Genomic DNA, 21,709 nt, shown 5'->3' on the forward strand with positions numbered 1-21,709 from the left:
AAGAAAACGCTGACCTAGTTTGGGAGCCGAGGAGTAGGGAGGGCTCCGCCCGGGGGGCGGGGCCTTTTTCCTTGGCCGCGCCGGCTGCCGGGGCGATTAAGGTAAACAAAGGGTTTAAATTGCCGCCACAGTCCGATGCGAGTTAGCTCCCCGCAAAGCCGGTGCCTTCCGTCGAAGGCTTCGGGCAAACAATGCGGGATGCGGCATGTTCAGGAATTGGCGGATCGGCTCGGTGAACGGCGCGCTGGTGGCGGCTTATTTCATCCCGGCCTGGACCCTCGTCGCCTTCAACATCATGGTGGCGCCGGTGCACGGCCTCTACGAGCGGCCGACTGTGGCCGTGGCGCTGTTCCTGAGCGATCATCTCCAGATGGCGGGGATGAGCACGGTGCGTGCCGCCTGGCTGCTCGCGCTGGGACGGCTGACGGTTGTGGCGTTCTTCGCGATCTACCTCACCCTTCTTTGCATTCCCCGTGCCCGCAAGAGCGGCGGCAGCGACGAGGCGCTCGGCATCGCGCTTGCGATCGGCAGCCTGATCTCGTTCGCCAGCATGGTGATGGCGTCGAAGGTCGGCGAGATGGCCGCGCTGCGACTGCATGCCACCGAACTCCTTCTGCTGCTCGGTGCTGCGATCGTGATCGTGATCGAACGGCCGGAGGCGACACCGAAGACCGCCGAGGCCGCAGCGCCGCTAGCCCTCGAGCAGGCCGAGCTCCTGCACAATCGCTGAGGCTTCCTTGACGGCGTGGTTCGCCGCAGGCACCCCGCAATAGATCGCCTGCTGTAGCAAGATCTCCTTGATGTCGTCGGGAGTGAAACCGCCCTCGGCGAGCGCCGCGCGCACATGCAGGCGGAATTCGTCCCATTGCCCAAGCGCGACCATGGTACCGATCACCAGCACCCGGCGCGTGCGCTCATCGAAATGCGGCCGGGTCCAGATCTCGCCCCAGGCGTAGCGCGTGATCATGTCCTGGAAGTCGGTGTTGAACGCATTGCGGCCCGCGATCGACTTGTCGACCCAGGCATTGCCCAGCACTTTTCGCCGCACATTCATGCCGGTATCGCGGCGCTTGTCGTCGTCCATTCTATCCTCCTCCGCATCATTGCGAGCGAAGCGAAGCAATCCAGAATCCTTCCGCGGAGACAGTCTGGATTGCTTCGCTACGCTCGCAATGACGGTTGCGGCTAGCGTTGCGTCAAAAAGCCGACCACCGCATCGGTGAAGGCGTGCGGCTGCTCGACATTGGAAATATGGGCGGCGTCGATGATGGTCATGCTCGCGCCGGGAATTTTCGAGCGGATCAATTCGCCCGCCGAGATCGGTGTCGCCATGTCGTGACGACCTGCGATCACCAGGGTCGGACTCTTGATCCGCGGCAGCAGCTCGCGCTGGTCGAGCGTCGACAGCGCCTCGCAGCAGGCGAGATAGCCTTCAACAGGCGAGGCAAGCAGCATCGCTTTCAACTTGGCGGTGATCTCAGGCTCGCGCTCGCGGAAATCGGCCGTCAGCCAGCCGGCGATCACGGCGTCGGCCACGGCGGCGATGCCGCCCTCCTTCACCGCCTTGATGCGATTGTGCCAGTTGGTCGGGTCCGGATAGTAGCAGGAGGTGTTGGCGAGGATGATTTTGCCGAACCGCTCCGGCGCATTCGCCCCCAGCCATTGCCCGACCATGCCGCCCATCGACAGGCCGCACCAATGCACCTTCTCGATGTTGAGATCGTCGAGAATCGCGAGCACATCGCGGCCGAAGCGCTCCATCGAATAGGGGCCGGGCGGCACGTTCGACTTGCCATGGCCGCGGCGATCGTAGCGGATGACGCGGAACACCTGCGTCAACGCCTTTATCTGCGGCTCCCACATCTGAAGCGTGCAGCCGAGCGAGTTGGAGAGCATCAGGGTCGGCCCGCCGTCGCGGCCCTCGACGGAGACGTTGATCAGGCAACCGTCGGCATCGATCATGGGCATGCTGGCGTCTCCGCTTTATTTACGCTTTGGGCCGCTCTATTCGCGCTCGAGACTGTCGAGCAGCCGGTCGATCAGGGCTTGGGAAGCCCCTTGATAGGCCATCGGCTCGAACAATGCCGCAATTTTCTGGGGCGTAAGATGCGCGGTGATCTGCGAATCGGCCGTGAGCACCTCGCGCAGATGCTTCTTCTCGGCGACCGCGCGCTTGCTTGCGGCTTCAACGAGGTGATGAGCATCGCTCTTGCCGACTTTCTCGGCCAGGGCCATCGACACCGCTTCGGCCATGATCAGGCCGTGCGTCGCTTCAAGGTTGCCGCGCATGCGCGCGGCATCGACCTCGAGGCCCTCGGCGATGTCGACGATCGCGGCGAGCGCGCCCGAGGTAACCAGCATCAATTGCGGCAGTGTCGGCCACTCCGCATGCCACGGACCGGCGCTGCGCTCGTGATCCTGCACCTGCGCTGCAAAGATCGTCGCAGCGAGCTGCGGGGCCATGGTCGCGGCACCGAGCGCGCTCGCGGCGGCGACCGGGTTGCGCTTGTGCGGCATGGTCGAGGAGCCGCCGCGGCCTTCGCCGGCCGGCTCGAAGGCTTCCGCGACATCGGTCTGCATCATCAGCGAGACGTCGCGGGCGATCTTGCCGCAGCTTCCGGCGAGAATTGCAAAGCTTGAGGCCGCTTCTGCGATCCGGTCGCGATGGGTGTGCCAGGGCGCTTCAGGCGGCGGCAGATTCAGTTCCAGCGCGAGCCGCTCCGAGACCGCGAGCCCCTTTTCGCCGAGCGCCGCGAGCGTACCGGCGGCGCCGCCGAATTGCAGCGCGAGGCCTTCGCGGCGCAGCCGCCGCAGGCGGCAGCGGGAGCGGGCGAGGCTCGCGGCATATTCGGCGGCCTTCAGTCCGAACGGCATCGGCAGCGCATGCTGCAGCCAGGTCCGCGCCACCATCGCCGTGTTGCGATGCGTCCGCGCCAGCGCGGCAAACCCCTTGATGGCGCGGCTGAGGTCGGCGTCCAATGCATCGATGCCGGCGCGCAAGCTGAGCATGGTGGCGGTATCGATGACGTCCTGGCTGGTGGCGCCCCAATGCACATAGCGCGCAGCGTCCGCATCCGCCTTGGCGACATTGGCGGTCAGCGTCTTGACCAGGGGAATCGCCAGATTGCCCGAGCGCGTCGCGGCCTCCGCCAGCGCGGTCATGTCGATAGCGTCTGCCTTGCAGGCGGCTTCGATCGGGCCGAGCGCGCTTGCCGGAATCACACCGGTGGCGGCTTCGGCGCGCGCCAAGGCTGCCTCAAAATCGAGCATGTTCTGGAGTGTAGTGCGGTCGTCGCAGACCGCGCGCATGGCCGCGCTCGACAGCATTGGCGCGAGCAGGGGGGACAGGGATGTGCTCATGTTGCGCGCGACCTAACCACCATGGCCCGCCTCTGCCAATCCCAAAGCGCGCACGCAAGCATTTTGCAGTTGCGAATATGCATTGCACTTGGCCAGCATCGCCCTTTCCTTTGCGGCGTCCGTGCGTTACTTCAGCAGCATTATAGTTACGCGATCCGGGAGGCGCCCCATGGCCATGACAATGAACGGCGAAGTCCAGCTTGGGGCGCCGCGCGAGGCCGTGTGGGCCAAACTGAACGATCCCGAAGTGCTGAAGGTCTGCATACCCGGCTGCGAGGAGCTGGAGCGGACCGACGACGGCGGTTTCCGCGCGGTGGCCAAAATGAAGGTCGGTCCGGTGTCGGCGCGCTTCAAGGGCAAGGTCATGCTCAGCGATCTCGATCCGCCGAACGGCTACAAGATCTCCGGTGAAGGCGAGGGCGGGGTGGCCGGCTTCGCCAAAGGCGGCGCGGTCGTCAAGCTGTCCGAGAAGGATGGCGGCACGCTGCTCGCCTATGACGTCGAGGCGCAGATCGGCGGCAAGTTGGCGCAGCTTGGCCAGCGCCTGATCAATGGCACCGCCAAGAAACTGGCCGACGAATTTTTCGCGAACTTCGCCAAGGCGGTGCAGGGCTAGAGGCCCATCACCTTTCACATATCGCCTTTTGTCATGGCGCCTTGCGCCCCGGGCAATGTTGCCCCCGGGCATATTGGCCCATATGATAGGTTGGAATAACTATAAGAACCGCTTCGACGGGACCCGTTGGGGCGCTGATAGAGAGTGCTTATGGCAAAAATCTCCCTCATCGTGAACGGCAATCCTGTAACCGCCAATGTCGACCCGCGGACGCTGCTGGTGCAATTCCTGCGCGAGAATCAGCGGCTGACCGGGACCCATGTCGGCTGCGACACCTCGCAGTGCGGCGCCTGCGTCGTGCATGTCGACGGCAAGGCCGTGAAATCCTGCACCACGCTTGCCGTGATGGCCGATGGCCACGAGGTCAAGACCATCGAGGGGCTGGCCGCCGACGGTGCGCCGCTGCATCCGATGCAGGAGGCTTTCCGCGAGCATCACGGCCTCCAGTGCGGCTTCTGCACGCCGGGCATGATCATGACGGCGATCGACATCGTGCATCGCAAGGGCCACGAGCTCGACGACCACACCATCCGCGAGGAGCTGGAAGGCAATCTCTGCCGCTGCACCGGCTATCAGAACATCGTCGCCTCGATCGCCGCCGGCGCGAAGGCGATGGCGAAATCCGATCTCGCCTAACCCGACACGCGCGCATCCCGCGATCAGGACACCCTCATGTACGAATTCAAGTATCATCGCCCCGGGACCGTGCGGCAGGCGGCCAATCTCCTGGTGAAGAACGAAGACGCCAAGTTGATCGCCGGCGGCCATACGCTGATTCCGGTCATGAAGCAGCGGCTGGCAAGCCCGCCGCATCTGGTCGATCTGTCCCACATCGAGGGCCTCGACGCGATCGAGATGAAGGGCCGCTCGCTCGTGATTGGCGCCACCGCCAGGCACGCCGAGGTCGCAAGCTCTGCTATCGTCGGCGAGGCGATCCCGGCACTTGCAAATCTTGCCGGCGGAATCGGCGACCCCGCCGTGCGGCATAAGGGCACGATCGGCGGCTCGCTCGCCAACAACGACCCGACCGCGGATTATCCGGCTGCCGTGCTCGCGCTCGGCGCGACCATCGTCACCAACAAGCGCCGCCTCAAGGCCGAAGAGTATTTCCAGGGCTTGTTCTCGACCGCGCTGGAGGCCGACGAGATCATCACCAAGGTGATGTTCCCGCTGCCGAAGAAGGCGGCCTACATCAAATTCCGCAACCAGGCTTCGCGCTATGCGCTGGTGGGTGTGTTCGTGGCGCGGCGTCCGTCGGACGTGCGCGTCGCCGTCACCGGTGCCGGCTCCGAGGGCGTGTTCCGCGTCACCGCGTTCGAGGAGGCCCTGAAGAAGCGCTTCGCCGCGAAGGCGCTGGACGGCATCGAGGTGCCGGCGGAGGGGCTGAACAGCGACATCCACGGCAGCGCCGAATATCGCGCGCATCTCATCGGCGTGCTGACGCGGCGCGCCGTTGAGGCCGCCAACGCCAAGGAATGAGCTGGCCGGAATCAATCCGGCCCGATACCTGCCCCCGGTAAGGGCATAAGCGAGACTAGCCATTCATGACTTCAGCGACCAAATCTTCCGGTGCTTTGCCGGCATCGGTCGATGCGATGCTCGAACTTTTGACATCGCGCGCCTACCTTGCCGAGCGGTCGCTCGCGACGGTGACGTATCTGTCGCTGCGCATGGGCCGGCCGCTGTTCCTCGAAGGCGAGGCCGGGGTCGGCAAGACCGAGATCGCAAAGGTGCTGTCGGCGGCGCTGGGGCGGAAGCTGATCCGCCTGCAATGCTATGAGGGCCTCGACGTCTCCTCGTCCGTCTACGAGTGGAACAGCGCCTCGCAGATGATCGCGATCCGGATGGCCGAGGCTGCCGGCGACACCGATCGCGACCAGTTGTCGTCGGATATTTTCGCCGACCGCTTCCTGATCAAGCGGCCGTTGTTGCAGGCGCTGGAGCCTGATGTTGCGGGCCCGCCGGTGCTCCTGATCGACGAGCTCGACCGTGCCGACGAAGCCTTCGAGGCGTATCTCCTGGAAATCCTCAGCGACTTCCAGGTGACGATCCCGGAATTCGGCACCGTCAAGGCGCCGCATCCGCCGATCGTCATCATCACTTCCAACCGCACCCGCGAGATCCACGACGCGCTGAAACGGCGCTGTCTCTATCACTGGGTCGACTATCCCGCCGCCGAGCGCGAGCTCGCGATCGTCAAGACGCGCGTGCCCGGCATCTCCGCCAAGCTGTCGCAGCAGGTGGTGCGCTTCGTCCAGGCGCTGCGCAACCAGGATTTCTACAAGTCGCCGGGCGTCGCCGAGACCATCGACTGGGCGACCGCTTTGTCCGAGCTCGATGCCCGCTCGCTGACCCCGCAAGTGGTCGGCGATACGCTGGGCGCGCTGCTCAAGTACCAGGACGACATCACGCGGATGCAGGGCGATGCCTTGCAGAAGGTGCTGAAGGAAGCGACGAGCGAGAATTGATCTCATTGTCATTCCGGGGCGCGCGTAGCGCGAGTCCGGAATCCATCGGGCTGCGGAGACGTGGGGCAATGGATTCTCCGATGCGCAATTGCGCATCGTAGTTCACGCTTCGCGTGCCCCGGAATGACGGCAGAGGCAGCTGAACCATGGCCATCAACCATCTTGCACCTGAGCAAACCGAGCAATTCGCCGACAATATCGTCGGCTTCGCCCGCGCGCTACGCGCGGCCGGCATGCCGGTCGGGCCGGGCGCGGTCATCGATGCCGTGAATGCGCTCCAGGTGATCGACATCGGCACCCGGGCCGACGTCTTCGCCACGCTCGAGGCGATCTTCGTCAAGCGCCACGAGCATGCGCTGATCTTCAAGCAGGCCTTCAACCTGTTCTTCCGTGCGTCGGAAGAGTGGAAGCACATGCTGGATTCGGTACCGCTGCCGGATAGCGCCAAGAAGAAGCCGCCGGCCGCCTCGCGTCGGGTGCAGGAGGCGCTGTCGCAGCCGCGAATGACGGAGACGCAGCAGCATCAGGAGCAGGATTTGCGCCTGTCGGTCTCCGACAAGGAAATCCTTCAGAAGAAAGACTTCGCGCAGATGAGCGCGGCCGAGATCACGGAGGCGCTGCGGGCCATCGACAGGATGCGGCTGCCGCAGGCCGAGCTGCTGACGCGCCGGCACCGGCCCGATCCGCGGGGCCTGCGCCTCGACCTGCGCCGCACGCTGCGCGCCTCGCTCCACACCGGCGGCGACATCATCGACATCCATCGCCTCGGCCGCATCGAGAAGCCGGCGCCGATCGTGGCGCTGCTCGATATCTCGGGCTCGATGAGCGAGTATACCCGGCTGTTCCTGCACTTCCTCCATGCCATCGGCGATGCCCGCAAGCGCGTCTCGGTGTTCCTGTTCGGCACCCGGCTGACCAACGTCACCCGCGCGCTGCGCCAGCGCGATCCCGACGAGGCGCTGGCCAGCTGCTCGGCGGCGGTGGAGGACTGGGCCGGCGGCACGCGGATCTCGGCCTCGCTGCACAACTTCAACAAATTGTGGGCCCGGCGCGTGCTGAGCCAGGGCGCCATCGTGCTGCTGATCTCCGACGGCCTGGAACGGGAGGCCGATTCCAGGCTGGCTTTCGAGATGGATCGGCTGCACCGCTCCTGCCGGCGGCTGATCTGGCTCAACCCGTTGTTGCGGTTCGGCGGCTTCGAGGCCAAGGCGCAGGGCATCAAAATGATGCTCCCGCACGTTGACGAATTCCGCCCGGTACATAATTTGAGTTCGATCCAGGAGCTGATCAGCACGCTCTCCCGGCCGCTGCCGCCGCACCACCGCAGCCTGATCCGCTCCGCAGCTTGAGAGGTAGGCCATGCTCGATCGCGACGAGGATATCCTGAAGGCGGCGGAGGACTGGCAGAAGGCCGGCCGTGGCGTCGCGCTGGCAACGGTCGTGGAGACCTGGGGCTCGGCGCCGCGCCCGGCGGGCTCGAGCTTGGTCATCAACGACGAAGGTACATTCCTCGGCTCCGTCTCCGGGGGCTGCGTCGAGGGCGCCGTGGTCACCGAGGCCATGGACGTGATCCAGAGCGGCAAGCCGAGGATGCTGGAGTTCGGCGTGGCCGATGAGACCGCCTGGAATGTCGGGCTGTCCTGCGGCGGCACCATCCGCGTCTTCGTCGAGAAGGTCGGTTAGCCGTGAAGCTCGAGATCCTGCACGAACTCAATGCCGAGCGCGCCGCGCGGCGGCCGGTCATTCTGGTCACTGATACCGAGAGCGGTGAGCAGCGGCTGGTGAAGGCCAGGGATTTTGCCAGGGACCCGCTGGGCGCCGAGCTTGAGAAACAGCTGCGCATGGGCAAGAGCGCCAACGTCGAGGCCGGCGGCAAGAAGCTCTTCCTCAACGTCTACGCGCCGACGGCGAAGCTGGTCATAGTCGGCGCTGTCCATATCAGCCAGGCCTTGGCGCCCCTTGCGCGCTCGCTCGGCTACGACGTCACCGTGGTTGATCCGCGGACGGCCTTTGCCAGTCCCGAGCGCTTCCCCGACATTCCGCTCGTCGCCGAATGGCCCGAGATCGCGCTGCCGCCGCTCAATGTCGATCCCTACACGGCGTTCGTCGCGGTGACGCACGATCCGAAGATCGACGATCCCGCGCTGCTGCACGCCTTCGAGCGCCGCTGCTTCTATATCGGTGCGCTCGGCTCGCGCAAGACGCACGCCAAGCGCGGCGACCGGCTGCGGGCGCAGGGCGCGACGGAAAGCGACATCGCGCGCATTCACGCGCCGATTGGGCTAGCGATCGGCGCCGTCTCGCCGTCCGAGATCGCGGTGGCGATCATGGCCGAGATCACGGCGGTGCTTCGCCTGCCTCCCAAACAAAAAGAAGAAGCAGCATGAAATTCGGCCCGGCGAGCCCCAGGGATGCGATCGGCGGGGTGACCGTCCACACCCTGCGCCAGGGACCGCTGGTTCTGAAGAAGGGCACGACGATCGGGTCCGCGGAGGTCGAGGCGCTGGAACGTGCCGGCATCAAGGACATCGTCGTGGTGCGGATGGAGGCGGGCGACGTCTCCGAGGATGTCGCCGCCTCCAGCATCGCGCTGGCCGTCGGCGGCGAAGGCATCCATGTCGAGCGCGCCTTCACCGGCCGCGCCAATCTGTTCGCCGCGCGCCCCGGCGTGCTGGTGATCGACCGCGCCGCGGTCGACCGCATCAACAACATCGACGAGGCCATCACCTTTGCGACGCTCGCTGCCTACAAGCCGGTGGTCGAGGGCGAGATGGTCGGCACCGTCAAGATCATCCCGTTCGGCATTGAAGAAGGCTTGCGCGATGCGGCGGTGAAGGCCGCGGGCAGGGACGTCTTGAAGATCGCGCCATACGTGATCAAGCGCGTCGGCGTGGTTTCGACGCTGCTGCCGGGGCTGTCCTCCAAGGTGATCGATAAGACGCTGCGCGTCACCGCCGAGCGGCTCGCGCCGGCCGGTGCCGGCATCATCGCGGAGCGGCGCGTCGCACATGAGGAGCGGGCGCTATCGGCTGCGATCAAGGAGCTGCTTGCGCTTGGCGCCGAGCTCGTGATCGTGTTCGGGGCGTCGGCGATCGCCGACCGCCGCGACGTGATTCCGGCCGCGGTCACCGGGATCGGCGGCGAGATCGAGCATTTCGGCATGCCGGTCGATCCCGGCAATCTGCTTCTGATTGCGCGGGCCGGCGGCGTGCCGGTGCTGGGCGCCCCGGGCTGCGCGCGCTCGCCGGTCGAGAACGGTTTCGACTGGGTGCTGATGCGCCTCCTGGCCGGCATCGAGGTGACACGTTCCGAGCTGATGGGCATGGGCGTCGGCGGCCTGCTGATGGAGATCGTCACCCGCCCGCAGCCGCGCGCCAAGCCGGAGATTGAGGGCAACAGCCAGGTCGCGGCCATCGTGCTCGCGGCCGGGCGCTCGGCCCGGATGGGCGGCCCCAACAAGTTGTTGGCCGAGTTCGACGGCAAAAAGCTGGTGCGGATCGCGACCGAGCAGGCGCTCGCCTCGAAAGCCTCCGAAGTGATCGTCGTGACCGGTCATCAGGCCGATCTGGTCGAACAGGCGCTTGCGGAATTGAAGGTCAAATTCGTCCGCAATCCGGATTTCACCGGCGGCATCGCGAGCTCGGTCAAGGCCGGCATCGCGGCCGTCCCAGACAGCTACGATGGCGCCGTGGTCTGCCTCGGCGACATGCCGCTGATGGATGCCGGCCTGATCGACCGTCTCATCGACGGTTTCGCCCCCGACCGCGGCAATCTCATTGTCGTGCCCGTCAGCGAAGGCCGCCGCGGCAATCCCGTGCTGTGGTCGCGCCGCTTCTTCCCGGAGCTGATGACGATCGAGGGCGATGTCGGCGCGCGTCACCTGATCGCCAAGCATGCGGAAGCCGTCGCCGAAGTGCCCGTCGACGGCGAGAGCGCCTTCCTCGACATCGACACGCCGCAGGCTCTGGAAGCGGCGCGGCGAGGATAGCGGTGGCCGCCGGTCAATCGAACCTCGTAACGTTCGTGCTCATCGTCCGAATACCTGCCGAGGGTATTGAGGACTTTCGAGCCTATGAGGATGCCGTATTGCCGCTATTGCCCGAGTTTAACGGGCGTTTGGAGCGTCGACTTCGGAATCCGGATGGCACCATAGAGATGCACATCATCAGCTTCGCATCCGACGCGGACTTTGAGAACTATCGGAATGACCCTCGGCGGATAACGCAAGTCCGGTTGTTGGAAAAATCGTCTGCGAAGCTGGAATTGCTTTCGATGGCGAACGTCCCTTGATGGCCCTGGCGCGCGCAATCATCCGATTGCGAAATCGGCCGCCGTCTCTGCGTGAATTGCCGTTGTGTCGAAGGTCTCGACGGATGTGTCGGCCGGGCCGATCAGCATCGTGATCTCGGTGCAGCCAAGGATGATGCACTCCGCTCCCTGGGCGACGAGCGCTGCCATCACTTCGTTGTAGCGGTCGCGAGAGCCAACGGCGACAATGCCCAGGCACAACTCCTCGTAGATGATGCGGTTCACATCAGCCTGCGCGTCGGCGGGAGGAATGAGGACATCGAGACCGTGCGCGCGCAGCCGGTCGACGTAGAAGTCTTCCTCCATCGTGAACTTCGTGCCGAGGAGCCCGACCCGCCGATATCCGCGAGCTCGAATTCGTTGCGCGGTTGCGTCACCGATGTGAATGAACGGAACGGTCAGCTTCGATATGATGTCGGACGCAAGCTTGTGCATCGTGTTCGTGCACAAGACGATCGCGCGCGCCCCGGCGCATTCGAGACGCAGCGCGACGTCCGTCAGGCTGGCCGCCGCTTCGCCCCAGCGGCCGGCATACTGCATGTCCTTGATCTCTTGAAAGTCGTACGAATACATCAACAGTGGAGCCGAATGAAGCTGCCCCATGCGATCGCGGACCCGCTCGTTGATGAGCTTGTAGTAAAGGGCGGTGCTCTCCCAGCTCATGCCCCCGATCAGGCCGATAGTTTGCATCCCGGTGCCTCCGAAAACGGTTGAACCGGATTGTAAGTGAAGACGTCGAAGTGCGCTATCGCGATAGGGATGAGCGTCGAATGTCGCTTTTTGGCCCTTCGGTGCGCCCGGCGCGGCTTTTCAATCACGCGTTCACCATCTGGAAACGACCACCGCTTAGAGTTCCCTCCACCTGCCTTGGGGGGAGGGGATTTCCATGGTTACGAATGTCGTCGCGCGCCGTTGCGCGATGTTTTTCTTTGCGCTGTCGATTTGTGTCGCCGGCGCTCGCCACGTCACGGACGCGCACGCCGCCGGGGCCTTCGCGGTCGGCAAGTGCGGCGCCTACGGCCAAGCCTACGACTATGGTGCCGAGCACGAGGCGCGCACTGCGGCACAGAAGCAGTGCAAGGGCGATTGCACCACCGTGACCATGAAGCGCGCCTGCGCTGCCATGTCGGTCGATCTCGCCAATCCCTGCGGCGCCTATGGCTACGCCGTGAAGCCGAAGATCTCGGCCACGCTCAATGCCGCCACGCGCGAATGCTACAAGTATGGCGGCAAGGAATGCGTGATCCGCGCCTGGGCCTGCGACGCGAAGGGCTGATTCCTGAAGGGCTAATTCCTCTTGCCGTCATTCCGGGGCGATGCGTAGCATCGAACCCGGAATCCATTTCTCCGCCAACTCTGCGGCCCGATGGATTCTCAGGTGCGCAATTGCGCACCATAGTGGGCGCCAAGGCGCGCCCCCGAATGACAGCTGAGGAACAACATGCAGTTCGACACCAAGATCGCGGTCGTGATCCGCTCCGATCTTCAGGTCTGGCAGAAGCTTAACGTCGCGTCCTTTCTCACCAGCGGCATCGCCGCGGCCTTTCCGGAATGCATCGGCGAGCCCTATGAGGACGCCACGAGTACAAAATATCACGCGCTGATCGGCGAGCCGATCCTGATCTACGGTGCCGATGGTCCCGCGCTGTCGCGCGCCCTTGATCGGGCGCTCACGCGCAACGTCAAGCTGGCGGTCTACACCGAAGACATGTTCAAGACCACGCATGATGCCGCCAATCGCGAGGCGGTGAGGGCGGTGCCGCGTTCCGATCTCAATCTCGTCGGTCTGGCGATGCGCGCGGAGCGCAAGGTGATCGACAAGATCGTGGACGGCTTGAAGTTTCATAGCTGAAGCTTTTGCCCGCATGGCACGGGCAAAAACTTCAATCGCGTCACGCCGGTGGCATGCCCCCGAATTTCGGCAGGCTTGGATCGAGCTGATCCCAGGCGTGGCTGCGCGCAGCGTAAGTCACCACCTGCGGCTTGTAGCGGGAAGGATCGTCGAGGCTTGCGGCGCGGATGGTGAAGATGTCGGGCATGGCGGAAAACGTCATGTAGACCGGCGCTCCGCAATTCGGGCAGAAGGCGCGCGTCTTCACATTGCCGCTGTCCGCGGTCATGTCCCAGTGCTTGGCCTCGCCCGTCACCGCCACGCCGGCGCGGGGAAACGTCATGTGCGAGCCGTGGCCGGTGCCGCTTTCGTGCTGGCAATCCCGGCATTGGCAATCATTGCTGAATACCGGCTCGGCTGAGATCTGGTAGCGGACTGCGCCGCAGGCGCAGCCGCCGGTATAGGGCTTCTCCATTGTCATGCTCCCGCTCATTTGATTTCTCCGCTGACGGCATCGAGCTGGCGCAGGATTTTGGCCCAGCCTTCGCTCATGTTGCGGTAGGCCAGCTCGTTCCTCGGCGTCACGAAGCCGGAATGCACCAGAGAAAGATGGGTGCCAGCTTCGACCGAGGTGAGGGACCAGGTGACGACGGTGTCGAGCAGCGCGCCATAGCCGGTATTGCCTTCGTGCCCGCTCTTCCAGGCATAGGCGAGGCGCCGGTTCGGCACGACTTCCAACACCTTGCAATGGATCACGCCGTCCCAAGCCCCGGCGGGCTTGATTTGAAACGTGAAGGTCTTGCCTTCGACGGCCTCGAAGCCGGTCGGCGGCATCAGCCAGCGCGCGATCAACTGGGCGCTTGTGAGCGCCTTCCAGACCGTCGCGGTGGCGTGGGGGAGGACCTCGTCCAGAACGATGTCCTGTGTCTCGGCTTTCAATTCGGCAGCACTCACGGATCGATCTCCTTCAAGAGCTCACGCAGATTCTGGAAGCGCTCGCGCCAGAACACGCCGTAGTGGTCCATCCAGGCGACCAGGGGCTCGAGCCCTTGAGGCGCGGCGCGGTAATAGACGTTGCGGCCTTCGGCGCGCTCGGCGACGAGGCCGGCCTGCTTCAGCGATTTCAGGTGCTGCGAAATCGCGCCCTGGGTCACGCCGCTGCCAATAGTCAGCTCGCCGACGGTGATTTCCTTGCTCTCGAAGACGCGCTCGAGAACGGCGCGGCGGGTCGGATCGGCAAGGGCGCGCATCACGGTGGTGACGGGGTTTGGGACGACTTCGATCATGGGATATCGATTAGTAGATACTAATGCATTAGTCAACACTAATTTGTCTGATTCGACGTCAAACTTGACAATGACTGACCAGTCAGTCATAAATAAAACATGACGAGAAACCCGACCAAGGCCGCCATAGCGTCGGCAACCAGCGTCAGGCGCCGTGCGCCCGAAGCCGGAGGCGAGCCGGCCACGCCCGCTTCGAACCGCGCCGCGCGCGCGGCGGAGCGGCGGGCGGCCATCGTGGAGGCGGCGCTGGAGGAGTTCATCGCGCGCGGATTCGCGGCGACCCGGCTCGACGACATCGCAAAGCGCGCGGGCGTGGCGAAGGGCACGATCTACCTGCACTTCAAGGACAAGGAATCCATGTTCGAGGAGCTCGTCCGCATCGTGATGGTGCCGGTGGTGGAGCGGCTGACGGCTCTGCCGCCGCCGACCGGCTCGGTGCGTGACCTCGTCGAGGCCTTTGCCCGCAACTTCCTCAAGGAAGTCGCGAATACCCGTCGCGGCGATCTGGTGCGGCTGATCGTGGCGGAGGGGCCGCGCTTTCCGGCCGTTGCCGATTTCTATTATCGCGAGGTGGTCTCGCGCGGGATCGCCGGCATGCGTGCGCTGATCGAGCTCGGCATCGCCCGCGGCGAGATCCGCGAGAAGAACCTCGCGCGCTTCCCGCAGATCATGGTCGCCCCTGCGATGGTGGCGGTGATCTGGCAGAGCCTGTTTGCGCGGCATGCGCCGCTCGATGCGCAGGAGATGCTGCGCGTTCATCTTGATTTGATTTTTGGCGAACGGAGGACGACATGACGTCGTCGCAAGCAATTTTCCATTTCGCCCTCATCCTGAGGAGCGCGGAACGCGCGTCTCGAAGGATGAAAGCCCGGCTGTTGCCCCTCGCCCTTCGAGACGCAGCGGAGCCTGTCATCGGGCCGCGCTACGCGCGGACCCGTTGGCGGCTCCTCAGGGTGAGGGTTCGACAGCAGCATTGGTTACCACAAGCGATTCAGTTCGTACGTCAGGCGCGACTTTGCGCGATCGCAGCCGTCGCACTCGCAATCGGACTCGCAGGCTGCAACGAGAAGCGCGATCCCGGCTTCCAGGGCTGGGTCGAGGCCGACATGATCTTCGTCAGTCCGGACGAGGCCGGTCGGGTGACGAAGCTCAGCGTTCGCGAGGGCGATGAGGTCAAGGTCGGCGATCCCCTCTATTCCGTCGATGACGATCTCCAGCTCGCCGATCTCAACCAGAACAAGGCGACGCTCGCCAACGCGCAGCAGACCTATGATCGCGCCGCCTCGCTCAGCAAGACCGGCTCCGGCACCCAGGCCAATCTTGATTCCGCGGTGTCCGCCCTGCGCGTTGCCGAGGCGCGGGTGGCGACGTCGCAGACGCGGCTGGCGCGGCGCAAAGGTTTTGCGCCGGTCGCCGGCACCATCCAGCAGATCTATTTCCGCGAGGGCGAGATGGTGGCGGCGCAGCGGCCGGTGCTCTCGATCATGCCACCCGGCAACATGAAGCTGCGCTTCTTCGTGCCGGAGAGCGAGCTGCCCAAGCTCGCGATCGGCGACACGGTGCGGGTTGCTTGCGACAATTGCGCCGCCGATCTCACCGCAAAGATCTACTTTATCGCGACCACGGCCGAATACACCCCGCCGGTGATCTACAGCCTCGATGAGCGCAACAAGCTCGTCTACCTGATCCAGGCGCGCCCGTCGCGGCCCGACGCCTTGCGAGTCGGCCAGCCCATCAATGTTTATCTCAATCCCAAAACTCCGGTGGCGGACAAGCGATGAACGGGACAACCGGCAACGGCATTGCGATCGACGTCAAGGGCCTGACCAAATCGTTCGGCGGCCGCGAGGTCGTGCACGATTTGTCGATGCAGGTGAAGCGCGGCTCGATCTACGGCTTCCTCGGGCCGAACGGCTCGGGCAAGACCACCACCATCCGCATCCTCTGCGGCCTGCTGACGCCCGACAGCGGCGAGGGCACGTGCCTCGGCTACGACATTCGCCGCGACGCCGAAAAGATCAAGCGCCAGGTCGGCTACATGACCCAACGCTTCAGCCTGTACCAGGACCTCTCGGTGCGCGAGAACCTGGAATTCGTCGCACGGCTCTACGGCCTGCGCGATGCCCGTGGTGCTGCGCGGGACATGATCGAGCGGCTCGGGCTTTCGGGGCGCGAGGAGCAGCTTGCGGGCGAGCTCTCCGGCGGCTGGAAGCAGCGGCTGGCGCTTGGGGCCTGCACGCTGCCCAATCCGAAGTTGCTGCTGCTGGACGAGCCGACCGCCGGCGTCGATCCCAAGGCGCGGCGCGACTTCTGGAACGAGATCCACGCGCTCGCAGCCGATGGCCTCACCGTGCTGGTCTCGACCCATTACATGGACGAGGCCGAGCGCTGCCACGAGATCGCCTATATCGCCTACGGCCATCTGCTCGCGCACGGCACCGTCGAGGAGGTGATCGCCAAATCCGCGCTGACGACCTACACGGTGACGGGAGAGGACCTGAACGGGCTCGCAGCCGAGCTCCCCGGCAAGCCCGGAGTCGACATGGTGGCGCCGTTCGGCACCTCGCTGCATGTGTCCGGCCGCGACGTCGCCGCGCTCGAAGCCAGTATCGCGCCATGGCGTGACAAAAGCGGCCTGCACTGGCAGAAATCGTCCCCATCGCTGGAAGACGTGTTCATCGAGCTGATGGGGCGCTCCAGGGACAATTTCCAATGAGTACGGTCGTTGATCACACCCCTGAACGCGAGATAAGCGAGCGCTTCGGCTTCCTGCGGCGCTCCTACGCGATGCTGGTCAAGGAGTTCATCCAGCTCAAGCGCGACCGTGTCTCCTTTGCAATGATCGTGATGCTGCCGGTGATGCAGCTCATGCTGTTCGGCTATGCCATCAACACCACGCCGCACAATCTGCCGAGCGCGGTGCTGCTGCAGGAGGACAGCGATCTCGCCCGCTCGGTGCTGAAGGCGCTGGAGAACACCGCCTATTTCCGCTTCATCTACGAGGTGCACGACGTCGACGATTTCGACAATTTGCTGAAATCCGGCAAGGTGCTGTTCGGGGTCGAGATCCCGCGCGGCTTCGAGCGGGCGGTGCGGCGCGGCGACAGACCGGCGCTGCTGGTCGCGGCCGATGCGACCGATCCGGTGGCCGCGAGCTCCGCGCTTGGCTCGCTCGGCACGATCGTGCAGACCGCGCTCAAGCACGATCTCTATATCGGCAATCCCCCGGAGATGCCGTTCGAGATTCGCGCGCATGCCCGCTACAATCCGGCCGCAGTCTCGAGCCTCAACATCGTGCCCGGCCTCGTCGGCACCATCCTCACCATGACCATGCTGATCTTCACCGCGCTCTCGGTGACGCGCGAGGTCGAGCGCGGCACCATGGAGAGCCTGCTGTCGATGCCGATCAAGCCGGTCGAGGTGATGTTTGGCAAGATCATCCCCTACGTGCTGGTCGGGTTCGTCCAGGCGTTTCTCATCATCGGTATCGGCGTCGGCCTTTTCGGCGTGCCCGTGCTCGGCAATCTGTTCCTGCTGGCGCTGCTGTCGACGCTGTTCATCACCACCAATCTGTCGATCGGCTACACGATCTCGACGGTGGTGCAGAACCAGCTCCAGGCCATGCAGATGTCGATGATGTTCTTCCTGCCGAGCATTCTGCTGTCCGGCTTCATGTTCCCGTTCGCGGGCATGCCGGCCTGGGCGCAATATGTCGGCGAATGCCTGCCGTTGACGCACTACCTGCGCATCGTCCGTGCCATCATGCTGAAAGGCGCGACCATGCAGAACATGCGCTTCGATGCGCTGGCGCTGGCCGCCCTGATGCTGGTCGCCATGATCATCGCCGTGACGCGCTTCCGCCGCACGCTGGATTGAGGCAAGATGCTCCTGAATCAAGGGGGTGGGATGATCAGCTTTGCGAGCAGGAAAACCCGGCAGCATGCTGTTTTGTCGGACGATTTCGAGCGCGAGCTGACGCGGGAGGTGCTGCGCACCGAGCTGTTGCGCGTGCGGACACTGATCATCACTGGCTGCGTCATGATCTTGTTCCTCACCGCAACCTACCTGATCGACCCTGCTCTCGTGAACCGGGTCTGGCGCGGGACGGAGGGCCTCGTCCACGAATACATCCTCTTGACGGGCTTCATCCTCTTCGAGGTTTGGGTCCACCGCCAGATCAGGCGAAACCTCAAGCTCGATCGCGACCTGCCGGTGATCAGGCGCTATATCGGCGCCCTCATCGAAACGTCGCTGCCGACGATCATCCTGATCCTTCAGATTCGCAGCATGGGCGCGAGCCAGGCGCTCGGTTTCGTGCTGCCACTGGTCTATTTCATTTTCGTCATTCTTTCGACGCTGCGGCTCGATTTCTGGCTGTCCACCTTCACGGGATTTGTGGCCGCAGCCGAACTGTTGGCCGTCGCGCTGTATTACAATTCGGCTAGCGACGCCGGCGAACCCCTGATCTACTTTCACGCGGTGCGCAGCACCATCATCCTGATCTGCGGCGTGCTCGCGGGCGCCGTCGGCGCGCGGTTGCGGCGGCAATTTGCCGCGAGCATTGCGGCAGCCACCGCGCGGGACCGGGTGACGAACCTGTTCGGCCAGCACGTCTCGCCGCAGGTGGTGGAGCGGCTGATGGCGGAGGGCACGAGCGCGGCCGGCGACCTTCGCCGCGTCGCCGTGATGTTCGTCGATTTCCGCGGCTTCACCGCAGGCGCGCAGTCGCGCACCCCGCAGGAGGTCGTCGATCGCCTCGACGGCGCCTTTGCGGTGCTGGTCGACATCCTCGACCGCCACGGCGGCATCGTGAACAAGTTTCTCGGCGACGGCTTCCTGGCGCTGTTCGGCGCGCCGCTGGAGGCGTCCGACGCCGCGCATCGTGCGGCCTCTGCAGGCCGCGAGATGCTGACCGCGATGGACCGCATCAATGCGCACACAAGCTGGCCGCTCAAGATCGGCATCGGCATCCATTTCGGCGAGGTCGTCGCCGGCAATATCGGCTCGCCACGCCGCAAGGAGTACACGGTGATCGGCGACACCGTGAACTTTGCCTCGCGGCTGGAGGCGCTGAACAAGGAGTTCGGCTCGCAACTTCTGATTTCCGCTTCCGTGCGCGAAGCGCTCGGCGATGACGGCGATGACGCCGTTGCGCTCGGCGAGGTCGAGGTGCGTGGCTACGAGCGGAAGGTCGCGGTGTTTCAACTCGGATAATGCGGATTGCACCGAGTGCTCCGAATTTTGGAGCATGACGGCGGCCGTCGGCATCTCCTAACATGCCGGCGATGCAGCCGGTCGCGGCTGCGATTGCGTGAGGAATGAAAGATGCAGCGCCGCTACGTCACCGTCGATGTGTTCACCGACCGCGCCTTTGGCGGCAACCAGCTCGCTGTGGTGCTAGATGCCGGCGGGCTGTCGACCGCACAGATGCAGGCGATCGCAACCGAATTCAACTATTCCGAGACGACCTTCGTGCTGCCGCCGCGTGACAAGGCCAATGATGCCGAGGTGCGCATCTTCACGCCGGTGAGGGAGCTGCCCTTCGCGGGCCACCCCAATGTCGGCACCGCCTTCGTGCTGGCCTCGATAGCGAAAGAGTCGAAGCCGCGCCTCCTCTTCGAGGAAAGGGCTGGGCTGGTGCCGGTCGATATCCTGCGGGAGCGGGGCCGGGTGGTCAGCACCGAGCTCACCGCGCCGCAGCCGCTGTCTCGCCTGTCGCAATTGTCTGCCGCTGATGCTGCGAGCTGCATCTCGCTCAGTGCAGAGGACATCAAGGTCGACCGTCACGAGCCCCAGATCGTCGGCGTCGGAACGCCGTTTCTGGTAATAGAGCTGCATTCGCGCGATGCGCTCAAGCGCGCGAGGCCCGACGCGGCGGCCTTCGCTCGGACATTTCCGCGCGACGGCGCGTTCTCGGCGTGGTTCTACACGCGCGACGTGCCGGCGGCGGAGGCGCCTTGCGAGCGGCAGGCGCGGATGTTCATGCGCGGCGCCAGCGGCCTCGTGGAGGATCCTGCCACCGGCAGCGCAACGGTCGCCGCGGCCGCGCTGTTTGCCGATCTTGATCCCGCGCGGGATGGCGAGTTGAAGCTGACGGTTGGCCAAGGCTTTGACATGGGCCGGCCGAGCCTGCTCCTGACCCGCGTGCGCAAGCAGGACGGCAAGATCGTTTCGGCGCATGTCGGCGGGCAATGCGTGCAGATGATGGATGGGACGTTCCGGCTCGCGGGGGAGGGGTAGGGCGATCGCCTTGTCGGGGCGCGCTCTCTCCCCAGTCGTCATTCCGGGGCGCGACGAAGTCGCGAGCCCGGAATCCATTCATCCACCAGCTCTGCGGCTCGATGGATTCCGGGCTCGCGCTATGCGCGCCCCGGAATGACGGGGGCCGCCAGATTCTTCACCGTGACCCCATCCCGCTCCTCGATCACCTCCGCGATCATCTGGCGATGGCAGTGCGTGTGGTCGCGCTCATAGCAGAGCAGGCACACAGGTCCGGCCTTCTTCACCAGCGCGGAGAGCTCATCCATCTCTTCCCTGGCCTGCGGCGTCTCCAGGTGTTTTGAATAGATCTTCTCCAGCGCGTCGTATTTCCCGCTGCGCGCGGCGAGGCGGCCTTCCCTCGGCGTGCCGAGCGCGGCGAGATGCACATAGCCGATGCCGCGCTCATCCAGGCCCGCGGCGAGCTGCTTCTTGGAGAAGCCCGGACGGCGCGACGAGGTCACCGCGCGCACGTCGACCACGAGCTTGACACCGGCCTGCTCCAGCTCGTCCAGCACCGCCGTGGGCGGCGTCTGCTCGTAACCGATAGTGAAGAGCTTCTTTGCTTTTGCCATGGGACATCCTCAGCTCACGACCCGAGAGGTCGTCATGCCCGGGCTTGTCCCGGGCATCCACGTTCTTCGTGCCGCGCGGCAAGTCGTGGATGGCCGGGACAAGCCCGGCCACGACGCGTGGAGGCTTTGGTGCTTCTAACTCGGAATGTCATAAGCGACGGCCCTGCTCAGCTCACCCGCGCGATCAGTTCCATGGCGCCGGCGGGCGCACGGACCTTGCCCTCGTGGATGACGTAGGCAAACACGTCGCGCGGCTGCTTCTTCGGTTTGGCCGTGTCAACCTTCGGCAGGTCGTCGGGTTCACCACCCTCGGCCCAGGCCTGAAAGCGCTTGCTCCAGGCGTCGAGCTCTTTCGGCGGATAGCAGGTCTTGATCTCGTCGTTGCCCTTCTGCAGCCGGGCATAGACGAAATCGCCGGCGACATCGGCGATGGCCGGATATTTGCCGTGCTCGGCGAACACCACCGGCGTCTCGAACTCGCGGATCAAAGCGACGAAGTCCGGCGTGCAAAAACTGTCGTGGCGGACCTCTACCACATGGCGCAGCGCGCGTCCCTCGAGCTTGCGCGGCAACAGCTCAAGGAACTTGCCGAAATCGGCGCCGTCGAATTTCTTGGTCGGCGCGAACTGCCAGAGCACCGGGCCGAGATGGTCGCCGAGTTCCAGCACACCGGAATCATAGAACCGTTTGATGGAATCGCCGGCTTCGGCCAGCACCCGGCGGTTGGTCGCAAAGCGCGGGCCCTTCACCGAGAACACAAAGCCCTCCGGCACTTCGCTGGCCCATTTGCGAAAACTCTCCGGCTTCTGCGAGCCGTAATAGGTGCCGTTGATCTCGATCGAGGTCAGCTTCGACGCGGCATAGGACAGCTCCTTGGCCTGCGTCAGCTTCTCCGGATAGAACACGCCGCGCCAGGGCTCGAAGGTCCAGCCGCCGACGCCGATAAAGATGTTGCCGGATTTTTTTGACGCGGTTTTTGCTTTGGCCACGGGAGGATCTCGCATCGA

27 protein-coding genes are annotated in these 21,709 nt (G+C 64.7%); 18 read left to right on the forward strand and 9 right to left on the reverse strand.

Translation table 11 applies throughout. The features are described 5' to 3' along the window. Positions 1 to 205: 205 nt before the first annotated feature. Positions 206 to 730 carry a hypothetical protein gene (locus FXV83_RS20000; RefSeq protein WP_148741117.1) on the forward strand — a complete coding sequence of 175 codons (525 nt, stop codon included), beginning with the start codon at positions 206 to 208 and terminating at the stop codon, positions 728 to 730. Here the strand turns inward: FXV83_RS20000 and FXV83_RS20005 are convergent. From FXV83_RS20005 to FXV83_RS20015, 3 genes are all read right to left on the reverse strand, one after another. Next, entirely contained in the window at positions 692 to 1,084 is a 393-nt protein-coding gene (locus FXV83_RS20005; RefSeq protein WP_148741118.1) for a carboxymuconolactone decarboxylase family protein, read from the reverse strand. The genes FXV83_RS20000 and FXV83_RS20005 overlap by 39 nt on opposite strands. A gap of 101 nt (positions 1,085 to 1,185) precedes the next feature. Next, positions 1,186 to 1,968 carry a 3-oxoadipate enol-lactonase gene (pcaD, locus tag FXV83_RS20010; RefSeq protein ID WP_148741119.1) on the reverse strand — a complete coding sequence of 261 codons (783 nt, stop codon included), beginning with the start codon at positions 1,966 to 1,968 and terminating at the stop codon, positions 1,186 to 1,188. A 36-nt stretch (positions 1,969 to 2,004) separates the two neighbouring features. Beyond that, positions 2,005 to 3,360, reverse strand: coding sequence for a 3-carboxy-cis,cis-muconate cycloisomerase (locus tag FXV83_RS20015; protein ID WP_148741120.1), 1,356 nt, complete (start codon positions 3,358 to 3,360; stop codon positions 2,005 to 2,007). Positions 3,361 to 3,529: 169 nt separating this feature from the next. Here FXV83_RS20015 and FXV83_RS20020 point away from each other — a divergent pair, with 169 nt between their 5' ends. The 9 genes from FXV83_RS20020 (at position 3,530) to FXV83_RS20060 (ending at position 10,734) form a co-directional block, all read left to right on the forward strand. Further along, a complete protein-coding gene (locus FXV83_RS20020; RefSeq protein WP_148741121.1) occupies positions 3,530 to 3,976 on the forward strand; it encodes an SRPBCC family protein in 447 nt (148 codons plus the stop codon). A 150-nt stretch (positions 3,977 to 4,126) separates the two neighbouring features. Beyond that, positions 4,127 to 4,612: a (2Fe-2S)-binding protein gene (locus FXV83_RS20025; RefSeq protein ID WP_148741122.1), complete on the forward strand. Its 486-nt coding sequence runs from the start codon at positions 4,127 to 4,129 to the stop codon at positions 4,610 to 4,612. Between the two features lie 36 nt (positions 4,613 to 4,648). After that, a complete protein-coding gene (locus tag FXV83_RS20030) occupies positions 4,649 to 5,455 on the forward strand; it encodes an FAD binding domain-containing protein (protein WP_148741123.1) in 807 nt (268 codons plus the stop codon). Positions 5,456 to 5,520: 65 nt separating this feature from the next. Continuing rightward, the gene (locus FXV83_RS20035; RefSeq protein ID WP_148741124.1) at positions 5,521 to 6,444 is read left to right on the forward strand and encodes an AAA family ATPase; all 924 of its coding nucleotides are present in this window, start codon (positions 5,521 to 5,523) and stop codon (positions 6,442 to 6,444) included. 146 nt (positions 6,445 to 6,590) lie between these two features. Continuing rightward, entirely contained in the window at positions 6,591 to 7,793 is a 1,203-nt protein-coding gene (locus FXV83_RS20040; RefSeq protein ID WP_148741125.1) for a vWA domain-containing protein, read from the forward strand. A gap of 10 nt (positions 7,794 to 7,803) precedes the next feature. After that, positions 7,804 to 8,127, forward strand: a complete 324-nt coding sequence (locus tag FXV83_RS20045) for an XdhC family protein (protein WP_007602422.1) — start codon at positions 7,804 to 7,806, stop codon at positions 8,125 to 8,127. 2 nt (positions 8,128 to 8,129) lie between these two features. Beyond that, the gene (locus tag FXV83_RS20050; RefSeq protein ID WP_148741126.1) at positions 8,130 to 8,831 is read left to right on the forward strand and encodes an XdhC family protein; all 702 of its coding nucleotides are present in this window, start codon (positions 8,130 to 8,132) and stop codon (positions 8,829 to 8,831) included. Beyond that, on the forward strand, positions 8,828 to 10,432 hold the full coding sequence (locus tag FXV83_RS20055; RefSeq protein WP_148741127.1) for an NTP transferase domain-containing protein: 1,605 nt from the start codon (positions 8,828 to 8,830) through the stop codon (positions 10,430 to 10,432). The genes FXV83_RS20050 and FXV83_RS20055 overlap by 4 nt, the downstream gene beginning before the upstream one ends. Before the next feature lie 2 nt (positions 10,433 to 10,434). Continuing rightward, positions 10,435 to 10,734: a hypothetical protein gene (locus tag FXV83_RS20060; protein WP_210250741.1), complete on the forward strand. Its 300-nt coding sequence runs from the start codon at positions 10,435 to 10,437 to the stop codon at positions 10,732 to 10,734. Between the two features lie 18 nt (positions 10,735 to 10,752). Here the strand turns inward: FXV83_RS20060 and FXV83_RS20065 are convergent, their stop codons facing one another. Further along, positions 10,753 to 11,442, reverse strand: coding sequence for an aspartate/glutamate racemase family protein (locus FXV83_RS20065; RefSeq protein WP_148741128.1), 690 nt, complete (start codon positions 11,440 to 11,442; stop codon positions 10,753 to 10,755). Positions 11,443 to 11,638: 196 nt separating this feature from the next. Here FXV83_RS20065 and FXV83_RS20070 point away from each other — a divergent pair, with 196 nt between their 5' ends. Both FXV83_RS20070 and FXV83_RS20075 read left to right on the forward strand, forming a co-directional pair. Next, positions 11,639 to 12,028 carry a DUF4189 domain-containing protein gene (locus FXV83_RS20070; protein WP_148741129.1) on the forward strand — a complete coding sequence of 130 codons (390 nt, stop codon included), beginning with the start codon at positions 11,639 to 11,641 and terminating at the stop codon, positions 12,026 to 12,028. A gap of 165 nt (positions 12,029 to 12,193) precedes the next feature. Then, a complete protein-coding gene (locus tag FXV83_RS20075) occupies positions 12,194 to 12,604 on the forward strand; it encodes a DUF2000 family protein (RefSeq protein ID WP_187436025.1) in 411 nt (136 codons plus the stop codon). Positions 12,605 to 12,644: 40 nt separating this feature from the next. On the opposite strand, the gene FXV83_RS20080 is transcribed toward FXV83_RS20075, so the two are convergent. Genes FXV83_RS20080 through FXV83_RS20090 form a run of 3 tightly spaced genes read right to left on the reverse strand, consistent with a single transcriptional unit; the run spans position 12,645 to position 13,869 of the window. Beyond that, the gene (locus FXV83_RS20080) at positions 12,645 to 13,058 is read right to left on the reverse strand and encodes a GFA family protein (protein WP_148741155.1); all 414 of its coding nucleotides are present in this window, start codon (positions 13,056 to 13,058) and stop codon (positions 12,645 to 12,647) included. A 14-nt stretch (positions 13,059 to 13,072) separates the two neighbouring features. Further along, complete coding sequence (locus FXV83_RS20085; RefSeq protein WP_148741131.1) at positions 13,073 to 13,537, reverse strand: SRPBCC family protein; 465 nt, start codon at positions 13,535 to 13,537, stop codon at positions 13,073 to 13,075. Then, the gene (locus FXV83_RS20090) at positions 13,534 to 13,869 is read right to left on the reverse strand and encodes an ArsR/SmtB family transcription factor (RefSeq protein WP_148741132.1); all 336 of its coding nucleotides are present in this window, start codon (positions 13,867 to 13,869) and stop codon (positions 13,534 to 13,536) included. The genes FXV83_RS20085 and FXV83_RS20090 overlap by 4 nt, the downstream gene beginning before the upstream one ends. Positions 13,870 to 13,968: 99 nt before the next feature. Between FXV83_RS20090 and FXV83_RS20095 the strand changes: the two genes are divergently transcribed. The 6 genes from FXV83_RS20095 to FXV83_RS20120 all read left to right on the forward strand — a co-directional run bounded on the left by FXV83_RS20095 (position 13,969) and on the right by FXV83_RS20120 (position 20,109). Next, a complete protein-coding gene (locus FXV83_RS20095) occupies positions 13,969 to 14,664 on the forward strand; it encodes a TetR/AcrR family transcriptional regulator (protein WP_148741133.1) in 696 nt (231 codons plus the stop codon). Positions 14,665 to 14,891: 227 nt separating this feature from the next. Continuing rightward, the gene (locus FXV83_RS20100; protein ID WP_148741156.1) at positions 14,892 to 15,650 is read left to right on the forward strand and encodes an HlyD family secretion protein; all 759 of its coding nucleotides are present in this window, start codon (positions 14,892 to 14,894) and stop codon (positions 15,648 to 15,650) included. Continuing rightward, on the forward strand, positions 15,647 to 16,585 hold the full coding sequence (locus FXV83_RS20105) for an ABC transporter ATP-binding protein (RefSeq protein ID WP_148741134.1): 939 nt from the start codon (positions 15,647 to 15,649) through the stop codon (positions 16,583 to 16,585). Before FXV83_RS20100 ends, FXV83_RS20105 begins: the two co-directional genes overlap by 4 nt. Then, complete coding sequence (locus tag FXV83_RS20110; RefSeq protein WP_148741135.1) at positions 16,582 to 17,745, forward strand: ABC transporter permease; 1,164 nt, start codon at positions 16,582 to 16,584, stop codon at positions 17,743 to 17,745. The genes FXV83_RS20105 and FXV83_RS20110 overlap by 4 nt, the downstream gene beginning before the upstream one ends. Positions 17,746 to 17,775: 30 nt before the next feature. Beyond that, positions 17,776 to 19,083, forward strand: coding sequence for an adenylate/guanylate cyclase domain-containing protein (locus tag FXV83_RS20115; RefSeq protein ID WP_148741136.1), 1,308 nt, complete (start codon positions 17,776 to 17,778; stop codon positions 19,081 to 19,083). A gap of 111 nt (positions 19,084 to 19,194) precedes the next feature. After that, positions 19,195 to 20,109, forward strand: a complete 915-nt coding sequence (locus tag FXV83_RS20120) for a PhzF family phenazine biosynthesis protein (protein WP_148741137.1) — start codon at positions 19,195 to 19,197, stop codon at positions 20,107 to 20,109. Positions 20,110 to 20,228: 119 nt separating this feature from the next. Here the strand turns inward: FXV83_RS20120 and FXV83_RS20125 are convergent, their stop codons facing one another. Next, complete coding sequence (locus tag FXV83_RS20125; RefSeq protein ID WP_148741138.1) at positions 20,229 to 20,702, reverse strand: DUF488 domain-containing protein; 474 nt, start codon at positions 20,700 to 20,702, stop codon at positions 20,229 to 20,231. Between the two features lie 167 nt (positions 20,703 to 20,869). Beyond that, positions 20,870 to 21,706 (reverse strand): DUF72 domain-containing protein, encoded by an 837-nt coding sequence (locus tag FXV83_RS20130; RefSeq protein WP_148741139.1) that lies wholly within the window; start codon positions 21,704 to 21,706, stop codon positions 20,870 to 20,872. Positions 21,707 to 21,709: the final 3 nt, after the last annotated feature.

The sequence above is a fragment of the Bradyrhizobium hipponense genome, assembly GCF_008123965.1.
Taxonomy (GTDB): domain Bacteria; phylum Pseudomonadota; class Alphaproteobacteria; order Rhizobiales; family Xanthobacteraceae; genus Bradyrhizobium; species Bradyrhizobium hipponense.

What these genes read in the sequence shown, in the direction of transcription:
- FXV83_RS20000 (WP_148741117.1), top strand. Translation starts at nt 206, where the DNA reads ATGTTCAGGAATTGGCGGATCGGCTCGGTGAACGGCGCGCTGGTGGCG.
- FXV83_RS20005 (WP_148741118.1), bottom strand. Translation starts at nt 1,084, where the DNA reads ATGGACGACGACAAGCGCCGCGATACCGGCATGAATGTGCGGCGAAAA.
- pcaD (WP_148741119.1), bottom strand. Translation starts at nt 1,968, where the DNA reads ATGCCCATGATCGATGCCGACGGTTGCCTGATCAACGTCTCCGTCGAG.
- FXV83_RS20015 (WP_148741120.1), bottom strand. Translation starts at nt 3,360, where the DNA reads ATGAGCACATCCCTGTCCCCCCTGCTCGCGCCAATGCTGTCGAGCGCG.
- FXV83_RS20020 (WP_148741121.1), top strand. Translation starts at nt 3,530, where the DNA reads ATGGCCATGACAATGAACGGCGAAGTCCAGCTTGGGGCGCCGCGCGAG.
- FXV83_RS20025 (WP_148741122.1), top strand. Translation starts at nt 4,127, where the DNA reads ATGGCAAAAATCTCCCTCATCGTGAACGGCAATCCTGTAACCGCCAAT.
- FXV83_RS20030 (WP_148741123.1), top strand. Translation starts at nt 4,649, where the DNA reads ATGTACGAATTCAAGTATCATCGCCCCGGGACCGTGCGGCAGGCGGCC.
- FXV83_RS20035 (WP_148741124.1), top strand. Translation starts at nt 5,521, where the DNA reads ATGACTTCAGCGACCAAATCTTCCGGTGCTTTGCCGGCATCGGTCGAT.
- FXV83_RS20040 (WP_148741125.1), top strand. Translation starts at nt 6,591, where the DNA reads ATGGCCATCAACCATCTTGCACCTGAGCAAACCGAGCAATTCGCCGAC.
- FXV83_RS20045 (WP_007602422.1), top strand. Translation starts at nt 7,804, where the DNA reads ATGCTCGATCGCGACGAGGATATCCTGAAGGCGGCGGAGGACTGGCAG.
- FXV83_RS20055 (WP_148741127.1), top strand. Translation starts at nt 8,828, where the DNA reads ATGAAATTCGGCCCGGCGAGCCCCAGGGATGCGATCGGCGGGGTGACC.
- FXV83_RS20065 (WP_148741128.1), bottom strand. Translation starts at nt 11,442, where the DNA reads ATGCAAACTATCGGCCTGATCGGGGGCATGAGCTGGGAGAGCACCGCC.
- FXV83_RS20070 (WP_148741129.1), top strand. Translation starts at nt 11,639, where the DNA reads ATGGTTACGAATGTCGTCGCGCGCCGTTGCGCGATGTTTTTCTTTGCG.
- FXV83_RS20075 (WP_187436025.1), top strand. Translation starts at nt 12,194, where the DNA reads ATGCAGTTCGACACCAAGATCGCGGTCGTGATCCGCTCCGATCTTCAG.
- FXV83_RS20080 (WP_148741155.1), bottom strand. Translation starts at nt 13,058, where the DNA reads ATGGAGAAGCCCTATACCGGCGGCTGCGCCTGCGGCGCAGTCCGCTAC.
- FXV83_RS20090 (WP_148741132.1), bottom strand. Translation starts at nt 13,869, where the DNA reads ATGATCGAAGTCGTCCCAAACCCCGTCACCACCGTGATGCGCGCCCTT.
- FXV83_RS20095 (WP_148741133.1), top strand. Translation starts at nt 13,969, where the DNA reads ATGACGAGAAACCCGACCAAGGCCGCCATAGCGTCGGCAACCAGCGTC.
- FXV83_RS20105 (WP_148741134.1), top strand. Translation starts at nt 15,647, where the DNA reads ATGAACGGGACAACCGGCAACGGCATTGCGATCGACGTCAAGGGCCTG.
- FXV83_RS20110 (WP_148741135.1), top strand. Translation starts at nt 16,582, where the DNA reads ATGAGTACGGTCGTTGATCACACCCCTGAACGCGAGATAAGCGAGCGC.
- FXV83_RS20115 (WP_148741136.1), top strand. Translation starts at nt 17,776, where the DNA reads ATGATCAGCTTTGCGAGCAGGAAAACCCGGCAGCATGCTGTTTTGTCG.
- FXV83_RS20120 (WP_148741137.1), top strand. Translation starts at nt 19,195, where the DNA reads ATGCAGCGCCGCTACGTCACCGTCGATGTGTTCACCGACCGCGCCTTT.
- FXV83_RS20125 (WP_148741138.1), bottom strand. Translation starts at nt 20,702, where the DNA reads ATGGCAAAAGCAAAGAAGCTCTTCACTATCGGTTACGAGCAGACGCCG.
- FXV83_RS20130 (WP_148741139.1), bottom strand. Translation starts at nt 21,706, where the DNA reads ATGCGAGATCCTCCCGTGGCCAAAGCAAAAACCGCGTCAAAAAAATCC.